This window comes from Enterobacter sp. LU1 (genome assembly GCF_008271405.2).
In the GTDB taxonomy this organism is placed as follows: Bacteria; Pseudomonadota; Gammaproteobacteria; order Enterobacterales; family Enterobacteriaceae; genus Enterobacter; species Enterobacter hormaechei_C.
In genome coordinates this window covers 1320949-1346573 of sequence record NZ_CP043438.2, presented here as the reverse complement: position 1 = coordinate 1346573, position 25625 = coordinate 1320949, and the positions used below count along the sequence as shown (strand labels likewise).

Here is a 25625-nt window from a genome sequence, read left to right as displayed (position 1 = left end):
CTCTCCCAGTGGGAGAGGGCCGGGGTGAGGGCATCAGCCCGCACCAGATCACGACTTACGCGTTTTTCAGCACTTCGCTGACAATCTCTACCGCTTCTTTCTCAATCTGCTGACGATGCTCAGCGCCGAGGAAGCTTTCACAATAGATTTTGTACGCATCTTCCGTACCGGATGGACGCGCGGCGAACCAGCCGTTTTCGGTCATCACTTTCAGGCCGCCGATCGATGCGCCGTTACCCGGCGCCGCCGTCAGACGCGCGGTGATCGGGTCACCTGCCAGGGTACTGGCACTGACCATCTCCGGAGAGAGTTTTGACAGGGCTGCTTTTTGCGCAGACGTGGCGCTAGCCTGAATACGGTTATAGCTTGGCGCACCAAAACGTTCCGCCAGCTCGTTGTAATGTTCCTGCGGGTTCTTACCGGTGACCGCGGTGATTTCCGCCGCCAGCAGGCACATGATGATGCCGTCTTTATCGGTTGACCATGGGGTGCCGTCGAAGCGCAGGAAGGATGCCCCCGCGCTCTCTTCACCGCCAAAGCCGAAGCTGCCGTCGTGCAGACCATCAACAAACCACTTAAAGCCCACCGGCACTTCCACCAGCTTGCGACCCAGCGCGTCGACCACACGGTCAATCATAGCGGAAGAGACCAGCGTTTTACCCACCGCGACCTCTTTGCCCCACTGCGGACGGTGCTGGAAGAGATAATTGATTGCAACAGCCAGGTAGTGGTTCGGGTTCATCAGCCCTGCCGGGGTGACGATACCGTGGCGGTCGTAGTCCGGGTCGTTGGCAAACGCCAGATCGAACTTGTCGCGCAGCGCCAGCAGGCCAGCCATTGCGCATTCGGAGGAGCAGTCCATACGGATCGCGCCGTCTTTGTCCAGGTGCATAAAGCGGAAGGTCTGATCGACGTGATCGTTCACGATGGTCAGATCCAGCTTGTAGTGCTCGGCAATGCGTTTCCAGTATTCAATACCGGAGCCGCCCAGTGGATCCACGCCCAGCTTCAGACCGGCTTTCTGGATAGCGGCCATATCGACGATATCCGCCAGCCCTTCCACGAACGGCTGCACCAGATCCTGCTCTTTCACGTGGCCGGAGGCCATGGCTTCATCCAGCGAGATGCGTTTCACACCGTTCAGACCGTTAGCCAGTAACGCGTTGGCACGATCTTCCACCACTTTCGTGACGTTGGTATCCGCCGGGCCACCGTTAGGTGGGTTGTACTTGATGCCGCCATCTTCCGGTGGGTTGTGGGACGGGGTGATCACAATGCCGTCAGCCTGCGCGCCACCTTTTTTGTTGTGTACCAGAATAGCGTTAGAAACCGCTGGCGTTGGCGTAAAACCGTTGTTCTCCTGAACAATCACGTCTACGCCGTTCGCCGCCAGCACTTCCAGCACGGAGATAAAAGCAGGTTCAGACAGGGCGTGGGTATCTTTCCCTACATAGCACGGACCGGTGACGCCATTTTTGGCGCGCTCTTCCGCGATGGCCTGAGCAATGGCCAGAATGTGCGGTTCGTTAAAGCTGTGGCGCGCCGCACTACCGCGGTGGCCAGATGTACCAAACTTCACTGCGTGTTCTGCGTTGCCCACCACCGGCTTCAGCACGTAGTACTGCGCGGTCAGTTGAGCGACGTTAATCAAATCGCGTTGTTGTGCAGGTTGTCCTGCACGGCTGTGATTTGCCATTGCCTGGTCCTTCTGATGCAAGGGTTAAATTGTACCGCAAACCTTTTCGATCAATTCCGCCGGGAACTGCATGGACTGCATGATATGTTCGATCATGCTGCACTTACGGCCCGTATTGGTGTTGGTGATCACCCAGTATGGTGTACCGGGAACGTGTTTGGGTTTGGTTTGGTTGCCATTTTGCAGCAGGGTCTGCTCGTCGCCTGCGAAGTAAACGCGCGTGCGACCGTGCAGCGACTCTGTCGCTTCTGCAAATGCGTTGTTATCCAGTGAGTAAAGTGTAGACAGCACCAGCATAAAGCGGTTAACCGCCTTTTTCTGCTCGGCATATTCATCGGACAGCAGCAGCTCGCGCATCGCTCGCACTTTGTCTTTTGCCGGCATGACGGCAGGTTTTACTTGTGCAACAACGCTCGGCTGAGACACGACATCTTTAGTGACAGGAGTGGGCTGTGAGGCGGCGGAAATTTTAAGCATGCGCCGTAAAATGTCGGACGCGCTCTCCCCAATATGCCGCGTCTGGCTGGCAATATACTGATAGAGTTCGTCATCAACTTCGATTGTTTTCATCTTAATCCAGTGCGATATCTTATCTGAATACAAGTCGTTGAGATTATAAGGTCAAATCCCAACAGCGGATAGCGTCAAACCAGGTTGGCGGCAAAAGTCAGATTAAACTGGATCCTTGCCCCCGGGCGGCAGAATGGTCAACATGATACCCTAACCTGACAAACCTAAAAAAAGAACTTTGCCATGAAATTGAATACCCGAGCGCAAACTGCACAATCGCCGAACAATAATTCTGCCATCGTACTGGTTCACGGCCTGTTTGGTAGCCTGGATAATCTGGGTGTGCTGGCGCGCGATTTAGTGACCGATCACGCGATCCTCCAGGTTGATATGCGCAATCACGGTCTTTCTGGGCGCTCGGAGGAGATGACCTACGCAGCCATGGCGCAGGATCTGCGGGACACCCTCGATGCGAATAATATCCAGAAAGCGACGCTTATCGGGCATTCAATGGGCGGCAAAGCGGTGATGGCGCTCACTGCGCTGGCCCCTGAGCGAATTTCCGGGCTGGTGGTCATCGACGTTGCGCCCGTCAATTACGACGTTCGCCGTCACGATGAGATTTTTGCCGCCATCAATGCGGTCACCGAAGCGGGTGTCGCAACCCGCCAACAGGCGGCTGCCGTTATGCGTGAGCATCTTGATGAGGAAGGAGTAGTTCAGTTCCTGCTGAAATCGTTTGTTAACGGACAATGGCGCTTTAACGTCCCGGTATTGTGGGATCAGTATTCGCACATTGTGGGCTGGGAAACCGTCCCCGCCTGGCCGCACCCTACCCTTTTTATTCGCGGCGGCAACTCCCCTTACGTCACTGATGCGTACCGTGACACGCTGCTGGCGCAATTCCCGCAGGCTCGCGCTCACGTTATTGCGGGTGCCGGGCACTGGGTACACGCGGAAAAACCGGATGCCGTCCTGCGCGCCATTCGCCGCTATCTTACTGATACAGCGAATTGATTAAAAAGCCAGCGACCGGAAGACGACGGGCTTCCAGTCGTTGGCGTGTGGATTTGGGTGATGTATGATGGCGCGCTTATCGCCCGGGCATTAGCAGGGCGGCGTGTTTCCCCCGAAGTCTCAGAATCATGGCCAAAGAACAAACGGACCGTACGACACTAGATCTGTTCGCGAATGAGCGTCGACCGGGACGACCGAAAACGAATCCGCTTTCGCGCGATGAACAGCTGCGTATCAATAAACGCAACCAGCTTAAACGCGATAAAAATCGTGGGCTTAAGCGTGTCGAACTGAAGCTGAATGCCGATGCCGTCGATGCGCTTAACGAGTTAGCTGACGCGCGCAACATCAGCCGCAGCGAACTGATCGAAGAGATGCTGATCGCCCAGCTTGAGACGTTACGCGGCAAGGCGTGAGTCAGAAAATCCCCAATATTACCTTTTTCATGTAGCACAGAGTGCAGTCCTGCGTGATAGCTGTTTCCGCAGGGTTGCCTGTTCTGCTATTATTGCCCTTATCCGTGGACAATTTGCGCCACCATACCATTAAGTTTCAAGAGGTTATTTTACTCATGGCAATCATCGGCATTTTCTTTGGCAGTGATACCGGCAATACTGAAAATATCGCAAAAAACATTCAAAAACAGCTCGGTAAAGACGTTGCTGATGTGCATGACATCGCCAAGAGCAGCAAAGAAGATCTCGAGGGCTATGACATCCTGCTGCTGGGCATCCCGACCTGGTACTACGGTGAAGCACAGTGTGACTGGGACGATTTCTTCCCGACGCTGGAAGAAGTAGACTTCAACGGCAAGCTGGTTGCCCTGTTTGGCTGTGGCGATCAGGAAGACTATGCTGAGTATTTCTGTGATGCGCTGGGCACTATTCGCGACATCATTGAGCCACGCGGTGCGGCGATCGTCGGTCACTGGCCAACGGCGGGTTACCATTTCGAAGCGTCCAAAGGTCTGGCAGATGACGATCACTTCGTTGGCCTGGCCATTGATGAAGACCGTCAGCCAGAGCTGACCGCTGAGCGTGTAGAAAAATGGGTTAAGCAGGTTCGTGAAGAGCTGAACCTGGACGATATCCTTAACGCCTGATATCTCTGCGGCGCAACTCCGGTTGCGCCCGTTTTCCAGGTAAAACCGATTAAATTAATTGCTACAAACTTTTAACTTTTTCGCCCAGACCTGTACAATATCCCCCTGGTAAAAAGTGGGTGCCATCGAACAAGTTTGTTGGTGATACCACGTTTTTATAAGCATACTTTGCTTGAGACTTGCAGTTTTCATTTAGCCATGGCAGTTCTATAATGAGACGCATTATCCCAAGTGCATTTTCTGTCACTTCTTCTTTTGAAGTGAATCGTTTAGCAACAGGACAGATTCCGCATGACTGACAACAATACCGCATTAAAGAAAGCTGGCCTGAAAGTAACGCTTCCTCGGTTAAAAATCCTTGAAGTGCTTCAGGGGCCAGACAATCACCATGTCAGTGCGGAAGACCTTTATAAGCGTCTTATCGATATGGGTGAAGAAATTGGGCTGGCAACCGTCTATCGTGTGCTGAACCAGTTTGATGACGCGGGCATTGTTACTCGTCATAATTTCGAAGGCGGTAAATCCGTGTTCGAGCTGACTCAGCAGCATCACCATGATCACCTGATCTGCCTCGACTGTGGCAAGGTCATTGAATTTAGCGATGATTCCATTGAATCACGCCAGCGTGAAATCGCCGCCCGTCATGGCATCCGCCTGACCAACCACAGCCTGTACCTGTACGGTCACTGCGCTGAAGGCGATTGCCGCGAAGACGACCACGCGCACGACGCGAAATAATATCGTGTTTATACTCTGAGCCAGCCGTAAGGTTGGCTTTTTTTTGCCTGAAAAAAGCCCGGTGGCGCTGCGCTTACCGGGCCTACGGGCTGTGACACCGTTGTAGGCCCGGTAAGCGCAGCGCCACCGGGCGTAAAGCAACTTATTTATTGTTATTGCGAATCTCGTCCCAGATCTTATCGCAACGCTTCGCCACTTCCTGATCGTTACCGCTTTTCCGCGCCTGGATACAGGCCTGGTAATCCATCACGCGAACATTTTCCTGCGTCGCAAACTGCTCATGCGCTTTCTCTTTTTTCAGCACATTCAGCACGCTCTGGCAGGCTTCAATCTTCTCTGGCGATCCTTGTGCTGTATTGATGCAGGCGCTATACGCCTCCTTCAGACGGGAGTCTTCTTTCTGCGCCTGATCCTGCGCACACGCCACCAGCCCCGATGCCAGCAGCGCAACGATTACCATTTTTTTCATCATATGCAGTCTCCATGCAGGCGGGATTTCGCCCGCCAGCGTGTTCATCAGAAGATTGTGAATGGCGCAATGACCATGAATTTCACGTCACGTTCATCCTGGAAGATGTTGCCGTAACCGCCCGCGTAGCTCGGGATATCGGAGTGGTTGTCATACTGGGTGAAGTGCAGTTTGAACATCGTGCCTTTCGCACGGCCCTCCTGAAGGGTGTAAATCGCATCCAGGCTGTATGAAGACTCTTTCAGACGGTAGTTCGGATCGTAGTAGGCGTCTGGCGTAGCCATATCTGCTGGCTTCGCGTCCCAGGCGTACGCGTAGGACGCACCCACCGCCCAGCCAGGCAGGTTCCAGTTCTTCAGGTCATACATTGCGCCGAAGAAGACCGCCTTTTCGCCGTCGGCGTTGAAGTCAGAGCGGTTATCCCACCAGATATCCAGACGACCATTGGAAGAGGCGTAGGTTGGCGTCATACGTTGCAGGAAGTAGCCCTGCTGCCCTTCTGCCTTGACCCATGTTCCCTCCAGACGTAAATCAACCTGACCTACCTTGTAGCCGAAGGTCAGCGCCTGTAACCACGCGGTGCCGTCATAGATATCATTTACGCTGCCATCACTGACTTTGTCGCGCGTACCGTAGAACTGATAGCTGGTGCTCAGCGGGCTACCCGCGATATCAAATTTGTAGCTGGCTTTAGCAAAGTACTGATCGATATAGCCTTCAGCCTGACCAAAAGCAGCTTCCAGCACCAGATCGTTTTTGAAGTCGTACTTCGCCCCCAGCGAGTGGAGATAATCAACTTTGGTTTTTTTATCATTCTGATAGAACTTGTCCATCTCAATGTGCCACGGCGCTTTGTACTCGTTGGTCCACATATAGGAGAAGCTCAACGCGCCCGCATCGCCGTAGTCAAAATTAGCACCGGCTTCCGCACCCTGATAGGTACCTGGCATAAAGCTCCAGTGCGGTGCTAACAGCGTCTGGCCGGTTGGCTGGATATAACCTCCACGCGCCCAGACCGGACCATATTTGAATTTTGCAGCCGCTTTATACAGGCTGATTCCGCTTTTATCGCCGGACCAGTCTTCGTCGTAGGCTTTATTGCTGGAGGAGAACGCAATTTCGTTCGGATGGCCGCTGTCGCCATTTTCGGCCATTTCAATTGCGGTGAACGCTGCAATATCGATCCCGAACATATCGGCGGCATATCCCGACTGGAAATCAAGGTTGGCGTTCCAGGTCGAGTGAGAAAGGTTGGTTTTGTATTTATCTTCAGTGACGTCTTTACGGTCACGCTCACGCTGCCAGTAATAAATACCGCCCGTGAGGGTGGAATCTTCGATGAAACCTGCTGCTTTTACCTCTGGCGCAACCACCAGGCCCGACATTGCTGTCACACCGGCGATAGCCAGCGCCAGCGCACTACGTTTGCCACTGAACGTACGCATAGATTATTCCTCTTTGACGAATTAAAACGCCTTAAACGGCGAAAAACAGAAAAGACCAAGTGGTCAGGGGTAGTCAGAAATACCCTCGAATTAACTACCGTCTTTAGGTTATTTTTCGCGACGCGAATTATCAATGCTTTTAATCAGGCAAAAGTCAGGATTATGACGAAGAGCACATATTTCGTAGTGCTTTGTAACATTTACCGGGAAGCAAGTACTGGCGGGGGAATGGGCTAATTTTCAGTAAGTAACATTGATATTGTGAATATATTTTTCAGCGTTTCTGTTTTTGGAAAACAACAAACTTTTTTAAATAAAATAAGTAGCACCACATTGACCTGGAATGTTGGCTTTAATTCATCATCCCGATGCTTAACGACATGATCGTTAAATAAAAAAACGCCGCATTACGCGGCGTTTGTTTCTCATTGACCATGCCAGCGTGATTATTCGCCGATCTTAGTCCAGGTATCACGCAGACCGACGGTACGGTTAAATACCGGTTTTTCTGCCGTGCTGTAACGGCTGTCCAGGCAGAAGTAACCCTCACGTTCAAACTGGAACGCTTTACCGGCTTCAGCGGCTTTCAGAGACGGCTCGGCATACCCCTGTTTGATAATCAACGACTCAGGGTTGATAACCGCCAGGAAGTCCTCCGCAGCGCCTGGGTTAGGTACGCTGAACAGACGATCGTAGAGACGGATCTCAACCGGCAGCGCATGCTGCGCACTCACCCAGTGGATCACACCTTTCACTTTACGGCCATCCGCCGGATCTTTACTCAGCGTCTCTGCGTCGTACGTACAGAAGATGGTCGTGATGTTACCTTCCGCATCTTTCTCTACGCGCTCGGCTTTGATCACATAGGCGTTACGCAGACGCACTTCTTTGCCCAGCACCAGACGCTTGTACTGCTTGTTCGCTTCTTCGCGGAAGTCGGCGCGATCGATCCAGATTTCACCGCTGAACGGCACGTCGCGGGTGCCCATTTCCGGTTTGTTTGGATGGTTAGGCATCGAGACCAGTTCGCTTCCACCCTGCGGATAGTTTTCGATGACCAGTTTCACTGGATCGATCACTGCCATCGCGCGCGGCGCGTTTTCGTTCAGGTCTTCGCGAATGCAGGATTCCAGAGACGCCATTTCGATGGTGTTGTCCTGCTTGGTAACGCCAATACGTTTGCAGAACTCACGAATAGACGCCGAGGTATAGCCACGACGACGCAGGCCAGAGATGGTGGGCATACGCGGGTCGTCCCAGCCTTCAACGTGCTTGTCGGTGACCAGCAGGTTCAGCTTACGCTTGGACATCACGGTGTATTCCAGGTTCAGACGAGAGAACTCGTACTGACGCGGATGCACAGGAATGGTGATGTTATCCAGCACCCAGTCGTACAGACGACGGTTGTCCTGGAATTCTAGCGTGCACAGAGAGTGCGTAATGCCTTCCAGCGCATCGCTGATGCAGTGGGTGAAGTCGTACATCGGGTAGATGCACCACTTGTTACCGGTCTGGTGGTGTTCAGCGAACTTAATGCGGTACAGCACCGGATCGCGCATCACGATGAACGGAGACGCCATATCGATTTTGGCACGCAGACACGCTTTACCTTCTTCGAAGCCACCGGCACGCATTTTTTCAAACAGCGCCAGGTTCTCTTCCACGCTACGATCGCGGAACGGGCTGTTTTTGCCAGGCTGAGTCAGCGTACCGCGGTATTCACGGATTTCGTCAGCAGACAATTCGTCGACGTATGCCAGACCTTTGTTAATCAGTTCAACCGCATAGGCATACAGCTGATCGAAATAGTCTGAGGAGTAGCAGATATCGCCAGACCAGTTGAAGCCCAGCCATTGCACGTCGTTTTTAATCGACTCAACGTATTCGATGTCTTCTTTTACTGGGTTGGTGTCATCGAAACGCAGGTTGCACTGCCCCTGGTAATCTTGCGCAATACCAAAGTTCAGGCAGATCGATTTGGCGTGACCAATATGCAGGTAGCCATTTGGCTCCGGCGGGAAACGCGTGTGGACTGTGGTGTGCTTACCACTGGCCAGATCTTCATCGATGATCTGACGAATAAAGTTACTCGGGCGGGCTTCTGCCTCACTCATCGTGGATTCCTCAAAGCGTAAACAACGTATAACGGCATATGATCTTATAAGCCGGACGTAGTGACAACCCTTAAAACGTCCCGGAAGAAAATAATGGGGGCAATTGCTGCAAAAAAAAGCGGCGGAGGATATCCCCCGCCGCTAAAGGCATAACTCTACTCAGGAGCGATTACTTGCCTTTAATCTCATACAGTGGCGTCTGGCCTGCAACCACCTGCCCCTGCGCCTGGATCACCAGACCGCTGAAGTCGTCGATGTTGCTGCACACGACCGGGCTTATCATGGAGCGCGCATTGGCATTCAGGAAGTCCAGATCCATTTCCAGAATCGGCTGACCTGCCGCCACTTCAGCCCCCTCTTCCACCAGACGAGTAAAGCCCTGACCGTTCAGCGCAACGGTATCGATACCCATATGGACAACGATCTCCGCGCCTTTTTCCGTTTCCAGGCAGAACGCGTGGTTGGTGTTGAAGATTTTCACGATAGTACCGGCAGCCGGAGAGACCACGGTTTTGTCCGTTGGTTTCACCGCCACGCCGTCACCGACCGCTTTGCTGGCGAAGGCTTCGTCAGGCACCTGCTCAAGCGCAACAACGTCACCTGTCACCGGAGAAACCAGCGCAGCGATGGTCACCGCGTTTGGCACAGCCTGCGGTTTTGCAACCGGCGCGTCAGCCACTGGCGCGTTATCCGTTGAGGCGGCAGCGACCGGCCCACGGGCAACCACTTTTTTCATTTCATCGCCGATAGATTCGGCTTTCGCACCCACGATTACCTGGATGGTTTGTTTGTTCAGTTTCACCACACCAGACGCACCCAGGCGTTTGCACATTGCATCGCTCACGCGCGCGGAGTCACCTACGGTCAGACGCAGACGGGTAATACAGGCATCGATCGCTTTCAGGTTGTCGGTGCCACCCACAGCGGCAATGTAGTTGGTTGCCAGCTGGGTTAAACCCTCTTCGGTATTGCTGTTGGCTTCACTGGTCACAACATCATCTTTCGTATCTTCGCGGCCCGGCGTCTTCAGGTTAAACATACGAATAACCGCGCTGAACAGAACGAAGTAGATAACGAAGAAGATCAGGCCCATCACCATCAGGATCCAGACGTTGCTGCTTGCCGCCGGCAGGTTGTACATCAACACATAGTCGATGGCGCCTGCGGAGAAGGAGAAGCCAGCATGGATACCCAGAAGGGTGGCAACGAACAGGCTGATACCGGTCAGGATCGCGTGCATCAGATACAGCAGCGGAGCCAGGAACATGAACAGGAATTCCAGTGGCTCGGTCACGCCGGTCAGGAAGGCGGTGATCGCAACGGACAGCAGCATCCCGCCAACCATTGGGCGACGCGCTTTCGGCGCAGCCAGGTACATTGCCAGCGCCGCGCCAGGCAGACCAAACATCATGATTGGGAAGAAGCCAGACATGAACATGCCCGCGGTGCCGTCGCCTGCGTAGAAGCGGTTGATATCACCGTGGAATACCGCGCCGGCCGCGTTGGTGAACTCACCAATCTGGAACCAGGCGATGGTGTTCAGTACCTGATGCAGACCGGTTGGGATCAGCAGACGGTTAATGAAACCGAAGATGCCCGCGCCCATTGCGCCCGCAGACACGATCCACTCGCCACCCGCATGGATAGCATGCTGCACCGGTGGCCAAACGTAGCCAAAGATGGCGGCGAGGATCAGACAGAAAAAGCCCGTCGCAATCGGCACAAAACGTTTACCGCCGAAGAAGCTCAGGAAGTCAGGAAGTTTGATACCTGCCCAACGGTTGTACACGGCGCCACCCACCAGGCCGGTAATGATACCTGCCAGCACACCCATATTGATTTCAGGGTTGATGGTTACCATCGCTTTCGTGAGGATGAAGTAACCGACAGCCCCTGCCAGTGCCGCGGCACCAGCGCTGTCTTTTGACCAGCTTGACGCCACACCGATGGCGAAAATCAGCGCCAGGTTGTCAAAAATTGCGCCGCCTGCCTGGGCGATAAACGGCACGTTAAGAAGATCGGGTTGCCCGAATCGCAGCAGCAACGCTGCAACCGGTAGCACGGCGATAGGGAGCTGCAAAGCCCTACCGAGGCGCTGGAAAAAACCTAAAATATTCATCCTATTCCCCCTACGAGACCCTTTGTTAAGACTCGCGCATAAACTATGTTTTTATTGTGTCACGAACGATAGATACAGTTGATGATTCACTGGCAGTGTGAGTGTGTGAAAAATTAATTCGTATCGCAAATTAAACACCTATTTTTTGTGATTATTGTCACCAAATATCGTATTAAACCCTCCCTTTCACTGGCTAACGACGAAAACTTATTTTATCATTCAAAAAATCAAGACGGATTGATCCGGCCTGAAAGGTTCCAGGTTACGCTTAGTTCAGGTTGCACTAATCATCCGCCCACTTTTACTTAAACTTTAGAGGTGAATAATGAGACTGATTCCCCTGGCAACAGCTGAACAAGTCGGAAAATGGGCTGCTCGTCATATCGTTAACCGCATCAACGCGTTCAAACCAACAGCCGATCGTCCTTTCGTTCTCGGTCTTCCAACCGGTGGCACGCCCCTGACCGCGTATAAAGCTCTGGTTGAAATGCACAAAGCGGGCCAGGTTAGCTTTAAACACGTTGTGACCTTCAACATGGACGAATATGTCGGCCTGCCGAAGGAACATCCGGAAAGTTACCACAGCTTTATGCACCGTAATTTCTTCGATCACGTTGATATTCCGGCTGAAAACATTAACCTGCTGAATGGAAACGCGCCTGATATTGACGCAGAATGCCGTCAGTATGAAGAAAAAATCCGTTCCTACGGTAAAATCCACCTGTTTATGGGCGGCGTAGGCAACGATGGTCATATCGCGTTCAACGAACCGGCATCTTCACTGGCTTCCCGTACCCGTATTAAAACGCTGACCCATGATACGCGCGTGGCTAACTCCCGCTTCTTTGACGGCGACGTCAATCAGGTGCCTAAATACGCGCTGACCGTGGGCGTGGGCACGCTGCTGGATGCCGAAGAAGTGATGATTCTGGTGCTGGGCGCGGTGAAAGCGCAAGCGCTTCAGGCTGCCGTTGAAGGTAACGTGAACCATATGTGGACGATCAGCTGCTTACAGCTGCATCCAAAAGCGGTTGTCGTGTGTGACGAACCGTCCACCATGGAGCTGAAAGTGAAAACGCTGAAATACTTCAACGAGCTGGAAGCTGAGAACATCAAAGGTCTGTAATTGAATAACCGCCTCTTTTATCCGGGGCGGTCGCTTTTTTTAACCGGGGGTCGATATGTACGCTTTAACCCACGGTCGGATTTATACCGGCCATGAAATTCTGGATGACCATGCGATTGTAATCGCCAATGGCCTGATTGAACGTGTTTGCCCGCTGGCGGAACTGCCGCCGGAGATCGAACAGCGTTCCCTCAATGGAGCAGTAATCTCCCCCGGTTTCATCGACGTACAGCTCAACGGCTGCGGCGGTGTCCAGTTTAACGATACCGCAGAGGCGGTATCGGTTGAAACGCTGGAAATCATGCAAAAAGCCAACGAGAAATCGGGCTGCACCAGCTATCTGCCAACGCTGATCACCAGCAGCGATGACCTGATGAAACAGGGTATCCGCGTCATGCGCGAATACCTGACAAAACATCCGAATCAGGCGCTGGGCCTGCACCTGGAAGGACCATGGCTGAATATGGTCAAGAAAGGCACCCATAACCCAAACTACGTGCGCAAACCGGATGCCGAGCTGGTGGATTACATGTGCGCCAATGCCGATGTGATCACCAAAGTAACGCTGGCCCCGGAAATGACCGGCACGGACGTTATCAGCAAACTGGCCGCCGCCGGGATTGTGGTGTCTGCGGGCCATTCGAACGCGACGCTGAAAGAGGCGAAGGCCGGTTTCCGCGCAGGCATTACGTTTGCCACACACCTTTATAACGCGATGCCCTATATTACTGGCCGCGAACCGGGACTGGTTGGCGCCATTCTGGATGAACCAGACGTCTACTGCGGCATTATCGCCGACGGCTTGCATGTCGATTACACCAACATCCGCAACGCCAAGCGTCTGAAAGGCGACAAGCTCTGCCTGGTGACGGATGCTACCGCTCCGGCAGGAGCGAATATTGAGCAGTTCATTTTTGCTGGTAAAACAATATACTACCGGAATGGACTGTGTGTGGATGAGAACGGCACGCTGAGCGGTTCTTCTCTGACGATGATCGAAGGGGTACGTAACCTCGTTGAACATTGCGGCATCGCGCTTGAGGAAGTGCTGCGCATGGCCACGCTTTATCCGGCGCGCGCCATTGGCGTCGATAAACAGCTCGGCGGTATTGCGCCAGGTATGGTTGCAAACCTGACGGCGTTCACACACGATTATAAAATTATTAAGACCATCGTTAATGGTAACGAGGTCGTCACTGAGTAAGTAAAAGTATGACACCAGGCGGACAAGCTCAAATCGGTAATGTCGATCTCGTTAAACAACTTAACAGCGCGGCGGTTTATCGCCTGATTGACCAGCACGGGCCAATCTCACGCATTCAGATAGCCGAACAAAGCCAGCTTGCTCCCGCCAGCGTGACAAAAATTACACGTCAGCTTATTGAGCGCGGCCTGATCAAAGAAGTCGATCAGCAGGCCTCCACCGGGGGCCGCCGCGCGATTTCCATCGTCACGGAAACCCGCAATTTTCAGGCCATTGGCGTTCGCTTAGGACGTCATGACACCACGCTTACGCTCTACGATCTGAGCAGCAAGGCCATTGCCGAAGAACACTACCCCCTTCCTGAGCGCACGCAGGAGACGCTTGAACATGCGTTGCTGAATACCATTGCGCAGTTTATCGAAAGCTGTCAGCGCAAGATCCGTGAACTCATCGCCATCTCGGTGATTTTGCCCGGCCTGGTTGACCCGGAAAGCGGCGTTATTCGCTACATGCCGCATATTAAGGTAGAGAACTGGGGGCTGGTTGAGGCGCTGGAAAAGCGCTTCAAGCTGACCTGCTTTGTTGGTCACGATATTCGCTCGCTGGCGCTGGCGGAGCACTACTTTGGTGCGAGCCAGGACTGCGAAGACTCTATTCTGGTGCGCGTTCACCGTGGTACAGGTGCGGGCATCATCTCGAATGGCCGTATTTTTATTGGCCGTAACGGTAACGTAGGCGAGATTGGTCATATCCAGGTGGAACCGCTTGGCGAGCGCTGCCACTGCGGTAACTTTGGCTGTCTTGAAACCGTTGCCGCCAATGCCGCCATTGAACATCGCGTTCGCCATCTGCTGGAGCAGGGTTACCAGAGCCGCGTCACGCTGGACGATTGTAAGATCGGCGCCATCTGCAAAGCGGCAAACAAAGGCGATGCGCTGGCCTGCGAAGTGATCGAACAGGTAGGACGCCACCTGGGTAAGACCATCGCCATTGCCATCAACCTGTTTAATCCGCAGAAAGTGGTGATTGCCGGCGAGATCGTTGAAGCCGAAAAAGTGTTACTGCCCGCCATTGAAGGCTGCATCAATACCCAGGCGCTGAAGGCATTTCGCCAGAATTTGCCGGTGGTGCGATCTACGCTCGATCACCGCTCGGCAATTGGCGCATTCGCCCTGGTAAAACGTGCCATGCTCAACGGGATCCTGCTGCAACATTTGCTGGAATCCTGATCGGACCTTATAGTAACGCCTTCTTTTTTTGATGTCGGATTGTCCATGACCATTAAGAATGTAATTTGTGATATCGACGGCGTGCTGATGCACGACAACGTTGCCGTGCCGGGTGCTGCGGAGTTTCTTCACCGCATCATCGACAAAGGAATGCCACTGGTTCTTCTCACGAACTACCCTTCACAGACTGGTCAGGATCTGGCAAACCGCTTTGCTACCGCAGGCGTCAACGTCCCGGACAGCGTGTTCTATACCTCTGCGATGGCGACCGCGGATTTCCTGAAGCGTCAGGAAGGCAAAAAAGCCTATGTCGTTGGTGAAGGTGCGCTGATCCACGAGCTGTATAAAGCGGGCTTCACCATCACCGACGTAAACCCGGATTTTGTCATCGTGGGCGAGACGCGCTCCTTTAACTGGGAGATGATGCATAAGGCAGCCTACTTTGTCGCCAACGGTGCGCGTTTTATCGCCACCAACCCGGACACGCACGGTCGTGGTTTTTATCCCGCCTGCGGTGCGCTGTGCGCCGGTATCGAAAAAATCTCGGGTCGTAAGCCGTTTGTTGTCGGTAAACCGAGCCCGTGGATTATCCGCGCCGCACTGAATACGATGCAGGCACACTCAGAAGAAACCGTCATTGTGGGCGACAACCTGCGCACCGATATTCTGGCTGGCTTCCAGGCGGGGCTTGAAACCATCCTGGTGCTTTCTGGCGTTTCACAGCTTGATGACATTGATACGATGCCGTTCCGACCAAGCTGGATTTACCCTTCTGTCGACGAAATCGACGTTATTTGATTCAGAACCACGCCTAAGGGCGTGGTTTTTCATTTCTGCCGTCTGAAAACATCACTTCATCTAACGAAATCAGCCCTTCATTGAGAAATCATCAATAGAATTGCTTAAGACATACTCTTTTTTTAAGATTCGGCAATCGCCATTGCACTTTTTACGTTTTCATCGGTAAAACGCTTGCGCCCCCTCCCCCTTTTGCGGCATTTTCATAAGCAAGCAACATCACAACGCAACAGGGTTAACGGAGAAGGTTATGTGTTCTATTTTTGGCGTACTGGATATTAAAACTGACGCGGGCGAACTGCGTAAAAAAGCACTCGAATTGTCCCGCCTGATGCGCCATCGCGGTCCGGACTGGTCAGGCGTATACGCCAGCGATAAAGCGATTCTGGCTCATGAACGTCTCTCCATTGTTGATGTCAACGCTGGCGCACAGCCGCTGTATAACGAGAAAAAAACGCACGCGCTGGCTGTTAACGGTGAAATTTACAACCATCAGGCGCTGCGCGCCGAGTACGGCGATCGCTACGCGTTTCAGACCGGCTCAGACTGCGAAGTGATCCTGGCGCTGTATCAGGAGAAAGGCCCGGAGTTCCTCGACGATCTGCAAGGTATGTTCGCCTTCGCGCTGTACGACAGCGAAAAAGACGCTTACCTGATTGGCCGCGACCATATCGGTATTATCCCGCTGTACATGGGACACGATGAGCACGGCAACTTCTACGTTGCCTCAGAGATGAAAGCCCTGGTACCGGTGTGCCGCACCATCAAAGAGTTCCCGGCAGGTAGCTACCTGTGGAGTAAAGACGGCGAGATCCGCCCGTACTACCAGCGCGACTGGTTTGATTATGAGGCGGTGAAAGACAACGTGACGGACAAAGCCGAACTGCGTCAGGCCCTGGAAGAGTCAGTGAAAAGCCACCTGATGTCAGACGTACCTTACGGCGTACTGCTCTCCGGCGGTCTGGACTCCTCCGTGATCTCCGCGATCACCAAGAAATTCGCCGCACGTCGCGTGGAAGATCAGGAGCGCTCTGAAGCCTGGTGGCCGCAGCTGCACTCCTTTGCCGTGGGTCTGGAAGGGGCACCTGACCTGAAAGCCGCCCAGGAAGTGGCAAATCATCTCGGCACGGTGCACCATGAAATTCACTTCACCGTACAGGAAGGTCTGGATGCGATCCGCGATGTGATCTATCACATTGAAACCTATGATGTGACCACCATTCGCGCCTCCACACCGATGTATTTGATGTCGCGGAAGATCAAAGCGATGGGCATCAAGATGGTGCTCTCCGGCGAGGGTTCTGACGAAGTGTTTGGCGGTTACCTCTATTTCCACAAAGCGCCAAACGCCAAAGAGCTGCATGAAGAAACGGTGCGTAAGCTACAGGCGCTGCACATGTTTGACTGCGCGCGCGCCAACAAAGCGATGTCCGCCTGGGGTGTGGAAGCCCGCGTGCCGTTCCTCGATAAGAAATTCCTTGATGTGGCGATGCGCATCAACCCGCAGGACAAAATGTGCGGCAACGGCAAAATGGAGAAACATATCCTGCGTGAATGTTTTGAATCCTACCTGCCGGCGAGCGTGGCGTGGCGTCAGAAAGAGCAGTTCTCCGATGGCGTGGGTTACAGCTGGATCGACACCCTGAAAGAGGTGGCGGCGAAACAGGTTTCTGATCAACAACTGGAAACTGCGAGCTTCCGTTTCCCGTACAACACGCCAGCCTCGAAAGAAGCGTATTTGTACCGTGAGATCTTTGAGGAGCTGTTCCCGGTTCCAAGCGCAGCAGAGTGCGTACCGGGTGGCCCATCGGTCGCCTGCTCTTCTGCTAAAGCCATTGAATGGGATGAATCATTCAAAGCGATGAACGATCCGTCAGGACGCGCGGTGGGCGTTCACCAGTCTGCCTATAAATAATGTTCAGAGTATCATCAGGCCCTCCGGGGCTTGATTTTTTTGCCTCTCTTTTCTCCGCATAAAATCGATTAATAACCAATAATTGTCGAATATTCGGCCTCGCTGTTCGCAACCTAACCAAACAGTCACATTCCGGCTATTTTCATTGAAAAAGGTGTTGACGCTGCAAGGGTCTATACGCATAATGCGCCCCGCAACGCCGATAAGGTAACGCGAAAAAAAGATGGCTACGTAGCTCAGTTGGTTAGAGCACATCACTCATAATGATGGGGTCACAGGTTCGAATCCCGTCGTAGCCACCATCTTTTTTGCGGGAGTGGCGAAATTGGTAGACGCACCAGATTTAGGTTCTGGCGCCGCAAGGTGTGCGAGTTCAAGTCTCGCCTCCCGCACCATTCCCAGGTAAGCGTTGCACGGATGGGGTATCGCCAAGCGGTAAGGCACCGGTTTTTGATACCGGCATTCCCTGGTTCGAATCCAGGTACCCCAGCCATATTTCTTCGATCATGCGGTTCTCCGCGGTATTGGGGTATCGCCAAGCGGTAAGGCACCGGTTTTTGATACCGGCATTCCCTGGTTCGAATCCAGGTACCCCAGCCATCGAAGATTGCAGTACTGGCTACGTAGCTCAGTTGGTTAGAGCACATCACTCATAATGATGGGGTCACAGGTTCGAATCCCGTCGTAGCCACCATATTTATGTTATCGAATACGATTCGGTAAACTGAACATTGTTGGGGTATCGCCAAGCGGTAAGGCACCGGATTCTGATTCCGGCATTCCGAGGTTCGAATCCTCGTACCCCAGCCACTTTAAAGTCGTTAAGCAGTTTGTTTAACGCAATTGGGGTGTCGCCAAGCGGTAAGGCTCTGGTTTCTGATACCAGCATTCCGGGGTTCGAATCCCTGCACCCCAGCCACTTAAAACAAACAAGCCCGCTCTGCGGGCTTTTTTGTTTTTGTTGTTCAGAATAGTGCGGCCTGATGCCCTCACCCTAACCCTCTCCCACGGGGAGAGGGAATAAAGATCAGAGTCCGAGGGCGTATTTCAGGGCCTGACGCTTCAGCCCACCGGCACGCTCCGCCGCCATCAATCCAATATTGCGCACTATACGCACCGGACCAACATCGTTGCTGAACCCGGCATAGAACAGATCCATCCCCGACTGCATAATGAAGTTATCCGCCATACGGCGCGTCTGGTAGCGCTTCAGTACCTGATGGCTGGCCCAGGCTTCCGCGTGGGCGCGAGCGTTACCCAGCACATCCAGTAACGCATCGACGTCACGGTATCCCAGATTCACCCCCTGCCCCGCCAGCGGATGAATGGTGTGCGCCGCGTCCCCCACCAGCACCAGTCCTTCACGGGCATACTGCAACGCATGGCGTCGCATCAGCGGGAATGCGCCGGCGGCAACCGGGGTCACGTTGCCCAGACGGCTCGGGAAGTGCTGGCGAATTTCGCGCTGCAACTGATCCATGGACAGACCCTGCAACTGTCGAATGCGCGCCGGTTTGTCGTACCACACCAGCGAAGCCCAGTTATCAAACAGCGGTAAGAATGCATGCGGGCCGTTCGGCGTAAAATGCTGCCACGTGCTTTCGCCCGGCGCGTTTTCTGACTGCACGGTGATCAGCATGCAGGACTGCTGGTACTGCCAGGCATGGATCCCAATGCCTGCCATCTGCCTGGCCTGCGAGTTCGCGCCATCCGCCCCCACCACCAGCTTCACGGCCAGCTCATCGTCGTTGTCCAGCGTCAGGAGATACCCGCCCTCATGACGATGCAGGCCTTTCAGCGAGTCCGGAACGCGCAGCGTCACCTTCGGGTGCGCCTCCAGCGCCTGCCAGAGTGCCTGCTGGAGCACGTTGTTTTCCACCATATAGCCCAGGCGCGGCAGTTTCAGCTCGGCGGCATCAAACGACACGTGAGCATTTTCCCACTCCCAGGTTTCAAGACGGCTGTATGGGTGCGCGCGCATCGCCAGCACCGCCTCCCAGACGCCCAGCCCGCGAAGCAGATCAACAGAGGCCGCGCTGATGGCGGAAATACGCACGTCCGGTTGGCTGGCAGGATCGAATGCCGGCGGAGCCGCCTGTTCAATAACGGTTACGTCAAATCCCTGCTGCGCCAGCCCCAGCGCCAGTGCGCCGCCGACCATACCGCCGCCAACAACGGCAACTTCGGTTTTCAGGAGTGTCATGGTCACTATTCCTTATTGGAGAATACCTTAAGTTTACCGGATTTTTGCGGCCCTGAGGTTGACAACCTTCATACTGGTCACAACCGCACCAAAGCATTACAATACGCGGCTTGCAATCCTGAGCTGAGCAAGTCGATGACTAAAAAACTCCATATAAAAACCTGGGGCTGTCAGATGAACGAATACGATTCATCGAAGATGGCCGATCTGCTGGATACCACCCACGGATACCAGCTGACTGAAAATGCGAAAGAAGCCGATGTGCTGCTGCTGAACACCTGTTCAATTCGTGAAAAAGCACAGGAAAAAGTTTTTCATGTGTTAGGCCGCTGGAAGCTTCTCAAACGGAAAAATCCGGACCTGATTATTGGCGTGGGTGGCTGCGTCGCATCGCAGGAAGGTAAGCTGATCCGCCAGAGAGCCCCCTATGTGGATATCGTTTTTGGCCCTCAGACCCTGCACCGCCTGCCAGAGATGATTAATCAGGTTCGCGGCAGCCGTAGCCCGGTGGTTGACGTGAGCTTCCCGGAGATCGAGAAATTTGACCGTCTGCCTGAGCCGCGCGCTGATGGCCCGACCGCCTTCGTCTCCATCATGGAAGGCTGCAACAAATACTGTACTTACTGCGTGGTGCCTTACACCCGCGGTGAAGAAGTGAGCCGCCCGGCAGACGATATTCTGTTTGAAATCGCGCAGCTTGCCGCGCAGGGCGTTCGTGAAGTGAACCTGCTGGGTCAGAACGTGAACGCCTGGCGCGGGGAAAACTACGACGGTACCACCGGCAGCTTTGCTGAACTGCTACGTCTGGTGGCGGCGATTGACGGCATCGACCGCATTCGCTTTACCACCAGCCATCCGATGGAATTTACCGACGACATTATTGACGTCTATCGCGATACGCCAGAGCTGGTGAGCTTCCTGCACCTGCCGATCCAGTGCGGTTCTGATCGCGTGCTGAACCTGATGGGTCGTCCACATACGGTGCTCGAGTATAAGTCCACCATCCGCAAGCTGCGTGAAGCGCGCCCGGATATCCAGATTAGCTCCGACTTTATCGTCGGCTTCCCTGGCGAAACCGCTGATGACTTTGAGCGCACCATGAAGCTCATCGGCGAGGTGAATTTCGACGTCAGCTACAGCTTTATCTTCTCTGCGCGCCCGGGCACCCCTGCGGCCGATATGGTTGACGATGTGCCGGAAGAAGAGAAAAAGCAGCGTCTGTATATTCTACAGGAGCGTATCAACCAGCAGGCCAACGCCTGGAGTCGTCGTATGCTCGGCACTGTCCAGCGTATTCTGGTGGAAGGCACCTCCCGTAAGAGCGTCATGGAACTGTCTGGTCGAACCGAAAATAACCGCGTGGTGAATTTTGAAGGCACCCCGGACATGATCGGTAAGTTTGTGGACGTCGAGATTGTCGAAGTACTCACGAACTCGCTGCGCGGGAAGGTGGTACGCACTGAGGACGAAATGGGTCTGCGTATTGCCGAGACGCCGGAATCTGTTATCTCTCGCACCCGCAAAGTCAACGATTCTGGCGTAGGTATTTACCAGCCGTGATCCTCCTGGCCTGCCTGTCCGGCAGGCCTTGTATTTCCTCTCATCACCCCCAATATCTACCGCAACGCTTGCGCCTTTATTCTGTGGCGTGAATAATTTCGGTAATGACCGTTTTATTACGCCGTGTGGCGGCGAGTCAGTTAACTACTCAAAGAGGAACAGTTTGAACATAGATACGCGTGAAATTAGCCTTGAGCCAGCAGACAACGCTCGCCTGCTGAGCCTGTGCGGGCCGTTTGATGACAACATCAAACAACTTGAGCGACGTCTGGGTATCGAAATCAATCGTCGCGATAACCATTTCAAACTCACCGGACGCCCAATCTGCGTCAACGCCGCGGCGGATATTCTCCGCAGCCTGTATGTTGATACCGCCCCGATGCGCGGTGAGATCCAGGATATTGAACCTGAACAGATCCACCTGGCCATTAAAGAGGCGCGCGTGCTTGAGCAGAGCGCGGAGAGCGTGCCGGACTATGGCAAAGCCATCAACATCAAAACTAAACGCGGCGTGATTAAGCCTCGTACCCCGAACCAGGCGCAGTACATCGCCAACATTCTCGACCACGACATCACCTTCGGTGTAGGCCCGGCGGGTACGGGTAAAACCTATCTGGCGGTTGCCGCTGCGGTTGATGCGCTCGAGCGTCAGGAGATCCGCCGTATCCTGCTGACCCGCCCTGCTGTTGAAGCCGGTGAAAAACTGGGCTTCCTGCCGGGCGATTTGAGTCAGAAAGTAGATCCCTACCTGCGCCCGCTGTATGACGCGCTGTTCGAAATGCTCGGCTTTGAGAAAGTTGAAAAGCTCATCGAGCGTAACGTGATTGAAGTTGCTCCGCTGGCCTACATGCGTGGCCGTACGCTTAACGACGCGTTCATCATTCTGGATGAGAGCCAGAACACCACCATCGAACAGATGAAGATGTTCCTGACGCGTATTGGCTTTAACTCGAAAGCGGTTATCACCGGTGACGTCACCCAGATTGACCTGCCGCGTAACACCAAATCGGGTCTGCGTCACGCCATCGAAGTCCTGGCCGAGGTAGAGGAAATCAGCTTTAACTTCTTCCACAGTGAAGACGTGGTACGCCATCCGGTCGTCGCGCGTATCGTTAACGCTTATGAGGCCTGGGAAGAGGCAGATCAGAAGCGCAGGGCCGAACTGGCCGCAGAACGTAAGCGCGAAGCGCAGGAGCATGAACAGAAATGAGTCAGGTGATCCTCGATTTACAGCTGGCCTGTGATGATAATTCCGGCATGCCAGAAGAGGCACAGTTTCAGAAATGGCTGGATGCCGTTATCCCCCAGTTTCAGGAAGAATCAGAGGTCACGATTCGCCTGGTGGATGAAGCAGAAAGCCATGAGCTCAACCTGACCTACCGCGGGAAAGATAAGCCGACCAACGTGCTCTCTTTCCCGTTCGAAGCCCCTCCGGGCATTGAGATGCCGCTGCTGGGCGATCTGATCATCTGCCGTCAGGTGGTTGAGCAGGAAGCCAAAGAGCAGCAAAAGCCGCTGGAAGCGCACTGGGCACACATGGTGGTGCACGGTAGCCTGCATCTTCTGGGTTACGACCATATTGAAGATGACGAAGCGGAAGAGATGGAATCCCTCGAGACAGAGATAATGCTTGCTCTGGGCTATGAGGATCCGTACATTGCCGAGAAAGAATAGTCAGTCACTGACTACCATGCCGCCGCGCAGGGACATAGCGCGGCGGTTAACATTGAACTAACAAGAGAACCCTTAACAAACGCCATGAGCGACGACAATTCACACAGTAGCGACACGACAACCACTAAAAAGGGATTTTTCTCCCTCATTCTGAACCAGCTTTTCCACGGCGAACCGAAAAACCGTGATGAACTGCTGGAGCTGATTCGTGATTCCGGGCAGAACGACCTTATCGACGAAGATACGCGCGAAATGCTCGAAGGGGTGATGGACATCGCCGACCAGCGCGTCCGCGACATCATGATCCCCCGCTCGCAGATGATTACCCTGAAACGCAACCAGACGCTGGACGAGTGCCTCGATGTGATTATCGAATCGGCTCACTCACGTTTCCCGGTCATCAGCGAAGACAAAGATCACATTGAAGGGATTTTGATGGCGAAAGATCTGCTGCCGTTTATGCGCAGCGATGCCGAAGCCTTCAGTATGGAAAAGGTGTTACGCCCGGCCGTGGTTGTGCCGGAAAGTAAACGTGTGGATCGGATGCTGAAGGAGTTTCGCTCCCAGCGCTATCACATGGCGATTGTTATTGATGAATTTGGTGGCGTTTCCGGTCTGGTCACAATCGAAGACATCCTTGAGCTGATCGTGGGCGAAATCGAAGATGAGTATGACGAAGAAGAGGATATCGACTTCCGTCAGCTGAGCCGCCACACCTGGACCGTGCGCGCGCTGGCCTCCATTGAAGACTTCAACGATACCTTTGGCACCAGCTTCAGCGATGAAGAAGTGGACACCATTGGTGGTCTGGTGATGCAGGCCTTCGGCCATCTTCCGGCCCGCGGTGAAACCGTTGACATCGATGGTTACCAGTTCAAGGTCGCAATGGCTGACAGCCGACGTATTATTCAGGTTCACGTCAGAATGCCGGACGACTCACCGGTGCCAAAACTGGAAGATTAATGTAAATGGCATTTGCCCCACTCTTTGAACGCCAGCGCGTCCGTTTGCTGCTGGCGCTGTTACTCGGAGCCAGCGGTACGCTGGCTTTTTCTCCTTACGATATCTGGCCAGCCGCTATTCTCTCCCTGATGGGGCTACAGGGTCTTACCCTGAACCGCCGTCCGGTACAGGCCGCGGCCATTGGCTACTTCTGGGGGCTGGGGCTGTTCGGCTCTGGTATCAACTGGGTCTACGTCAGTATCGCGCAATTTGGCGGAATGCCGGGGCCGGTTAACGTCTTCCTGGTTGTGCTGCTCGCCGCCTATCTCTCACTCTACACCGGCCTGTTCGCGGGCATCCTGTCTCGCCTGTGGCCAAAAACGACCTGGCTGCGCGTGGCGATAGCGGCACCCGTTGTCTGGCAAATCACCGAATTTCTGCGCGGCTGGGTACTGACCGGCTTCCCGTGGTTGCAGTTCGGCTATAGCCAGGTAGACGGCCCGCTGAAAGGCCTGGCCCCGGTCATGGGCGTGGAAGCCATCAATTTCCTGTTGATGATCGTCAGCGGCCTGCTGGTGCTGGCACTGGTGACACGTAACTGGAAGCCGCTGGTTGCCGCGTTGATCCTGTTTGCCCTGCCCTTCCCGCTGCGTTATATCCAGTGGTTTACGCTGGAGCCCGCGCGCGCCACGCAGGTTTCTCTGGTACAGGGCGATATCCCGCAGTCCCTGAAATGGGATGAGAATCAGCTGCTGAACACGCTGAAAATCTACGCCAACGCCACTGAAAAGGTGATGGGCAAATCGCAGCTCATCATCTGGCCTGAGTCTGCGATCCCGGACCTGGAGATCAATCAGCAGCCCTTCCTGAAGATGATGGACGATCTGCTGCGCGCGCGCGGCAGTACGCTGATCACCGGAATTGTGGATGCGCGTCTCAATCAGCAGAACCGCTATGACACGTACAACACGATCATTACGCTCGGTAAGGACAGCGAATACAGCTATACCTCCACCAATCGCTACAACAAAAACCACCTTGTACCGTTTGGCGAATTTGTTCCGCTGGAGTCTATTCTGCGCCCACTGGCACCGTTCTTTGATTTGCCGATGTCCTCATTCAGCCGGGGCCCTTACGTTCAGCCGCAGCTGCATGCGCACGGTTTTGCCCTGACGGCCGCCATTTGCTACGAGATTATCCTCGGCGAGCAGGTGCGCGATAATTTCCGCCCGGACACCGACTATCTGCTGACCATCTCAAACGATGCGTGGTTCGGTAAATCGATTGGCCCGTGGCAGCACTTCCAGATGGCGCGAATGCGTTCTCTGGAGCTGGCGCGTCCGTTGCTGCGCAGCACCAATAACGGCATTACCGCCGTGATTGGTCCGCAAGGTGAAATCCAGGCCATGATCCCGCAATTTACCCGTGAGGTGCTGACTACTAACGTCACGCCAACTACCGGGCTTACGCCTTACGCGCGCACCGGGCACTGGCCGCTGTGGATCCTGACTACGCTATTCGGCTTTGGCGCCGTACTGATGAGCCTGCGTCAGCGTCGTAAATAACCTTACCTTCTGTTGCCGGGTGGCGGCTACGCCTTACCCGGCCTACTCTCCAGCGCCGCCACCCGACAATTTCCTCCCAAACTTCAATTCTGGCACGCCTGTTGCTTTGTTTATTCACATCAACGCTGTCTGGCTTAACGTGCAACTTTGTCGCACCAGCGTAGATCATCGGTAGCACCGAAACGGTGCAACGAGGGAT

21 protein-coding genes, 7 tRNA genes and 1 pseudogene are annotated in these 25625 nt (G+C 54.1%); 22 read left to right on the top strand and 7 right to left on the bottom strand.

All coding sequences use genetic code 11. From position 1 onward, the window contains the following. Positions 1–55: 55 nt before the first annotated feature. Entirely contained in the window at positions 56–1696 is a 1641-nt protein-coding gene (pgm, locus tag FZF21_RS06490) for a phosphoglucomutase (alpha-D-glucose-1,6-bisphosphate-dependent) (protein ID WP_017384980.1), read from the bottom strand. 24 nt (positions 1697–1720) lie between these two features. Continuing rightward, positions 1721–2266, bottom strand: a complete 546-nt coding sequence (gene seqA, locus FZF21_RS06485; RefSeq protein ID WP_003858650.1) for a replication initiation negative regulator SeqA — start codon at positions 2264–2266, stop codon at positions 1721–1723. Between the two features lie 183 nt (positions 2267–2449). Here seqA and ybfF point away from each other — a divergent pair, with 183 nt between their 5' ends. The 4 genes from ybfF (at position 2450) to fur (ending at position 5063) form a co-directional block, all read left to right on the top strand. Beyond that, positions 2450–3223: an esterase gene (ybfF, locus tag FZF21_RS06480; protein ID WP_047737873.1), complete on the top strand. Its 774-nt coding sequence runs from the start codon at positions 2450–2452 to the stop codon at positions 3221–3223. Between the two features lie 128 nt (positions 3224–3351). Beyond that, positions 3352–3639, top strand: a complete 288-nt coding sequence (gene ybfE, locus FZF21_RS06475) for a LexA regulated protein (RefSeq protein WP_003858652.1) — start codon at positions 3352–3354, stop codon at positions 3637–3639. A 155-nt stretch (positions 3640–3794) separates the two neighbouring features. Then, positions 3795–4325, top strand: a complete 531-nt coding sequence (gene fldA, locus FZF21_RS06470; protein WP_003858653.1) for a flavodoxin FldA — start codon at positions 3795–3797, stop codon at positions 4323–4325. 291 nt (positions 4326–4616) lie between these two features. Then, positions 4617–5063: a ferric iron uptake transcriptional regulator gene (gene fur, locus FZF21_RS06460; protein ID WP_010428651.1), complete on the top strand. Its 447-nt coding sequence runs from the start codon at positions 4617–4619 to the stop codon at positions 5061–5063. 142 nt (positions 5064–5205) lie between these two features. Here the strand turns inward: fur and chiQ are convergent, their stop codons facing one another. Further along, the gene (gene chiQ / locus FZF21_RS06455) at positions 5206–5532 is read right to left on the bottom strand and encodes a ChiQ/YbfN family lipoprotein (RefSeq protein WP_032102682.1); all 327 of its coding nucleotides are present in this window, start codon (positions 5530–5532) and stop codon (positions 5206–5208) included. 47 nt (positions 5533–5579) lie between these two features. Further along, positions 5580–6977, bottom strand: a complete 1398-nt coding sequence (gene chiP, locus FZF21_RS06450; protein WP_047737876.1) for a chitoporin — start codon at positions 6975–6977, stop codon at positions 5580–5582. An 87-nt stretch (positions 6978–7064) separates the two neighbouring features. Here chiP and FZF21_RS22180 point away from each other — a divergent pair. Next, positions 7065–7163 (top strand): annotated as a pseudogene (locus FZF21_RS22180) (methionine synthase); the annotation flags it as partial. A gap of 260 nt (positions 7164–7423) precedes the next feature. On the opposite strand, the gene glnS reads toward FZF21_RS22180, so the two are convergent. After that, entirely contained in the window at positions 7424–9091 is a 1668-nt protein-coding gene (glnS, locus tag FZF21_RS06445; RefSeq protein WP_015571127.1) for a glutamine--tRNA ligase, read from the bottom strand. 169 nt (positions 9092–9260) lie between these two features. Continuing rightward, the gene (gene nagE, locus FZF21_RS06440) at positions 9261–11210 is read right to left on the bottom strand and encodes a PTS N-acetyl glucosamine transporter subunit IIABC (RefSeq protein WP_017382457.1); all 1950 of its coding nucleotides are present in this window, start codon (positions 11208–11210) and stop codon (positions 9261–9263) included. A gap of 325 nt (positions 11211–11535) precedes the next feature. Between nagE and nagB the strand changes: the two genes are divergently transcribed. The 12 genes from nagB (at position 11536) to FZF21_RS06380 (ending at position 18401) form a co-directional block, all read left to right on the top strand. Further along, positions 11536–12336: a glucosamine-6-phosphate deaminase gene (gene nagB, locus FZF21_RS06435; RefSeq protein ID WP_003858663.1), complete on the top strand. Its 801-nt coding sequence runs from the start codon at positions 11536–11538 to the stop codon at positions 12334–12336. A 55-nt stretch (positions 12337–12391) separates the two neighbouring features. Further along, on the top strand, positions 12392–13540 hold the full coding sequence (gene nagA, locus FZF21_RS06430) for an N-acetylglucosamine-6-phosphate deacetylase (protein WP_032671309.1): 1149 nt from the start codon (positions 12392–12394) through the stop codon (positions 13538–13540). A gap of 8 nt (positions 13541–13548) precedes the next feature. Continuing rightward, positions 13549–14769 carry an N-acetylglucosamine repressor gene (locus FZF21_RS06425; protein ID WP_017694286.1) on the top strand — a complete coding sequence of 407 codons (1221 nt, stop codon included), beginning with the start codon at positions 13549–13551 and terminating at the stop codon, positions 14767–14769. Between the two features lie 45 nt (positions 14770–14814). Beyond that, positions 14815–15567 (top strand): ribonucleotide monophosphatase NagD, encoded by a 753-nt coding sequence (gene nagD / locus FZF21_RS06420; protein ID WP_003858667.1) that lies wholly within the window; start codon positions 14815–14817, stop codon positions 15565–15567. A 250-nt stretch (positions 15568–15817) separates the two neighbouring features. Beyond that, a complete protein-coding gene (gene asnB, locus FZF21_RS06415; protein WP_015571128.1) occupies positions 15818–17482 on the top strand; it encodes an asparagine synthase B in 1665 nt (554 codons plus the stop codon). A gap of 225 nt (positions 17483–17707) precedes the next feature. Beyond that, a tRNA-Met gene (locus FZF21_RS06410) sits at positions 17708–17784 on the top strand. A gap of 8 nt (positions 17785–17792) precedes the next feature. Beyond that, a tRNA-Leu gene (locus FZF21_RS06405) sits at positions 17793–17877 on the top strand. A gap of 23 nt (positions 17878–17900) precedes the next feature. Then, positions 17901–17975: transfer RNA gene (locus FZF21_RS06400), tRNA-Gln, on the top strand. Positions 17976–18007: 32 nt separating this feature from the next. Next, a tRNA-Gln gene (locus FZF21_RS06395) sits at positions 18008–18082 on the top strand. A gap of 17 nt (positions 18083–18099) precedes the next feature. Further along, positions 18100–18176, top strand: a tRNA-Met gene (locus FZF21_RS06390). A 41-nt stretch (positions 18177–18217) separates the two neighbouring features. Further along, a tRNA-Gln gene (locus tag FZF21_RS06385) sits at positions 18218–18292 on the top strand. 34 nt (positions 18293–18326) lie between these two features. Continuing rightward, positions 18327–18401, top strand: a tRNA-Gln gene (locus tag FZF21_RS06380). A 108-nt stretch (positions 18402–18509) separates the two neighbouring features. On the opposite strand, the gene ubiF is transcribed toward FZF21_RS06380, so the two are convergent. Then, the gene (ubiF, locus tag FZF21_RS06375; protein ID WP_047737878.1) at positions 18510–19685 is read right to left on the bottom strand and encodes a 3-demethoxyubiquinol 3-hydroxylase; all 1176 of its coding nucleotides are present in this window, start codon (positions 19683–19685) and stop codon (positions 18510–18512) included. 135 nt (positions 19686–19820) lie between these two features. On the opposite strand from ubiF, the gene miaB reads away from it, so the two are divergent. From miaB to lnt, 5 genes are all read left to right on the top strand, one after another. Next, positions 19821–21245, top strand: coding sequence for a tRNA (N6-isopentenyl adenosine(37)-C2)-methylthiotransferase MiaB (miaB, locus tag FZF21_RS06370; RefSeq protein WP_017382461.1), 1425 nt, complete (start codon positions 19821–19823; stop codon positions 21243–21245). Between the two features lie 163 nt (positions 21246–21408). Further along, entirely contained in the window at positions 21409–22455 is a 1047-nt protein-coding gene (locus FZF21_RS06365) for a PhoH family protein (RefSeq protein ID WP_003858674.1), read from the top strand. Further along, positions 22452–22919 carry an rRNA maturation RNase YbeY gene (gene ybeY / locus FZF21_RS06360; protein ID WP_017694310.1) on the top strand — a complete coding sequence of 156 codons (468 nt, stop codon included), beginning with the start codon at positions 22452–22454 and terminating at the stop codon, positions 22917–22919. Before FZF21_RS06365 ends, ybeY begins: the two co-directional genes overlap by 4 nt. A gap of 84 nt (positions 22920–23003) precedes the next feature. Next, the gene (gene corC / locus FZF21_RS06355; RefSeq protein ID WP_003858679.1) at positions 23004–23882 is read left to right on the top strand and encodes a CNNM family magnesium/cobalt transport protein CorC; all 879 of its coding nucleotides are present in this window, start codon (positions 23004–23006) and stop codon (positions 23880–23882) included. A 5-nt stretch (positions 23883–23887) separates the two neighbouring features. After that, positions 23888–25426, top strand: a complete 1539-nt coding sequence (lnt, locus tag FZF21_RS06350) for an apolipoprotein N-acyltransferase (protein WP_063946096.1) — start codon at positions 23888–23890, stop codon at positions 25424–25426. Positions 25427–25625: the final 199 nt, after the last annotated feature.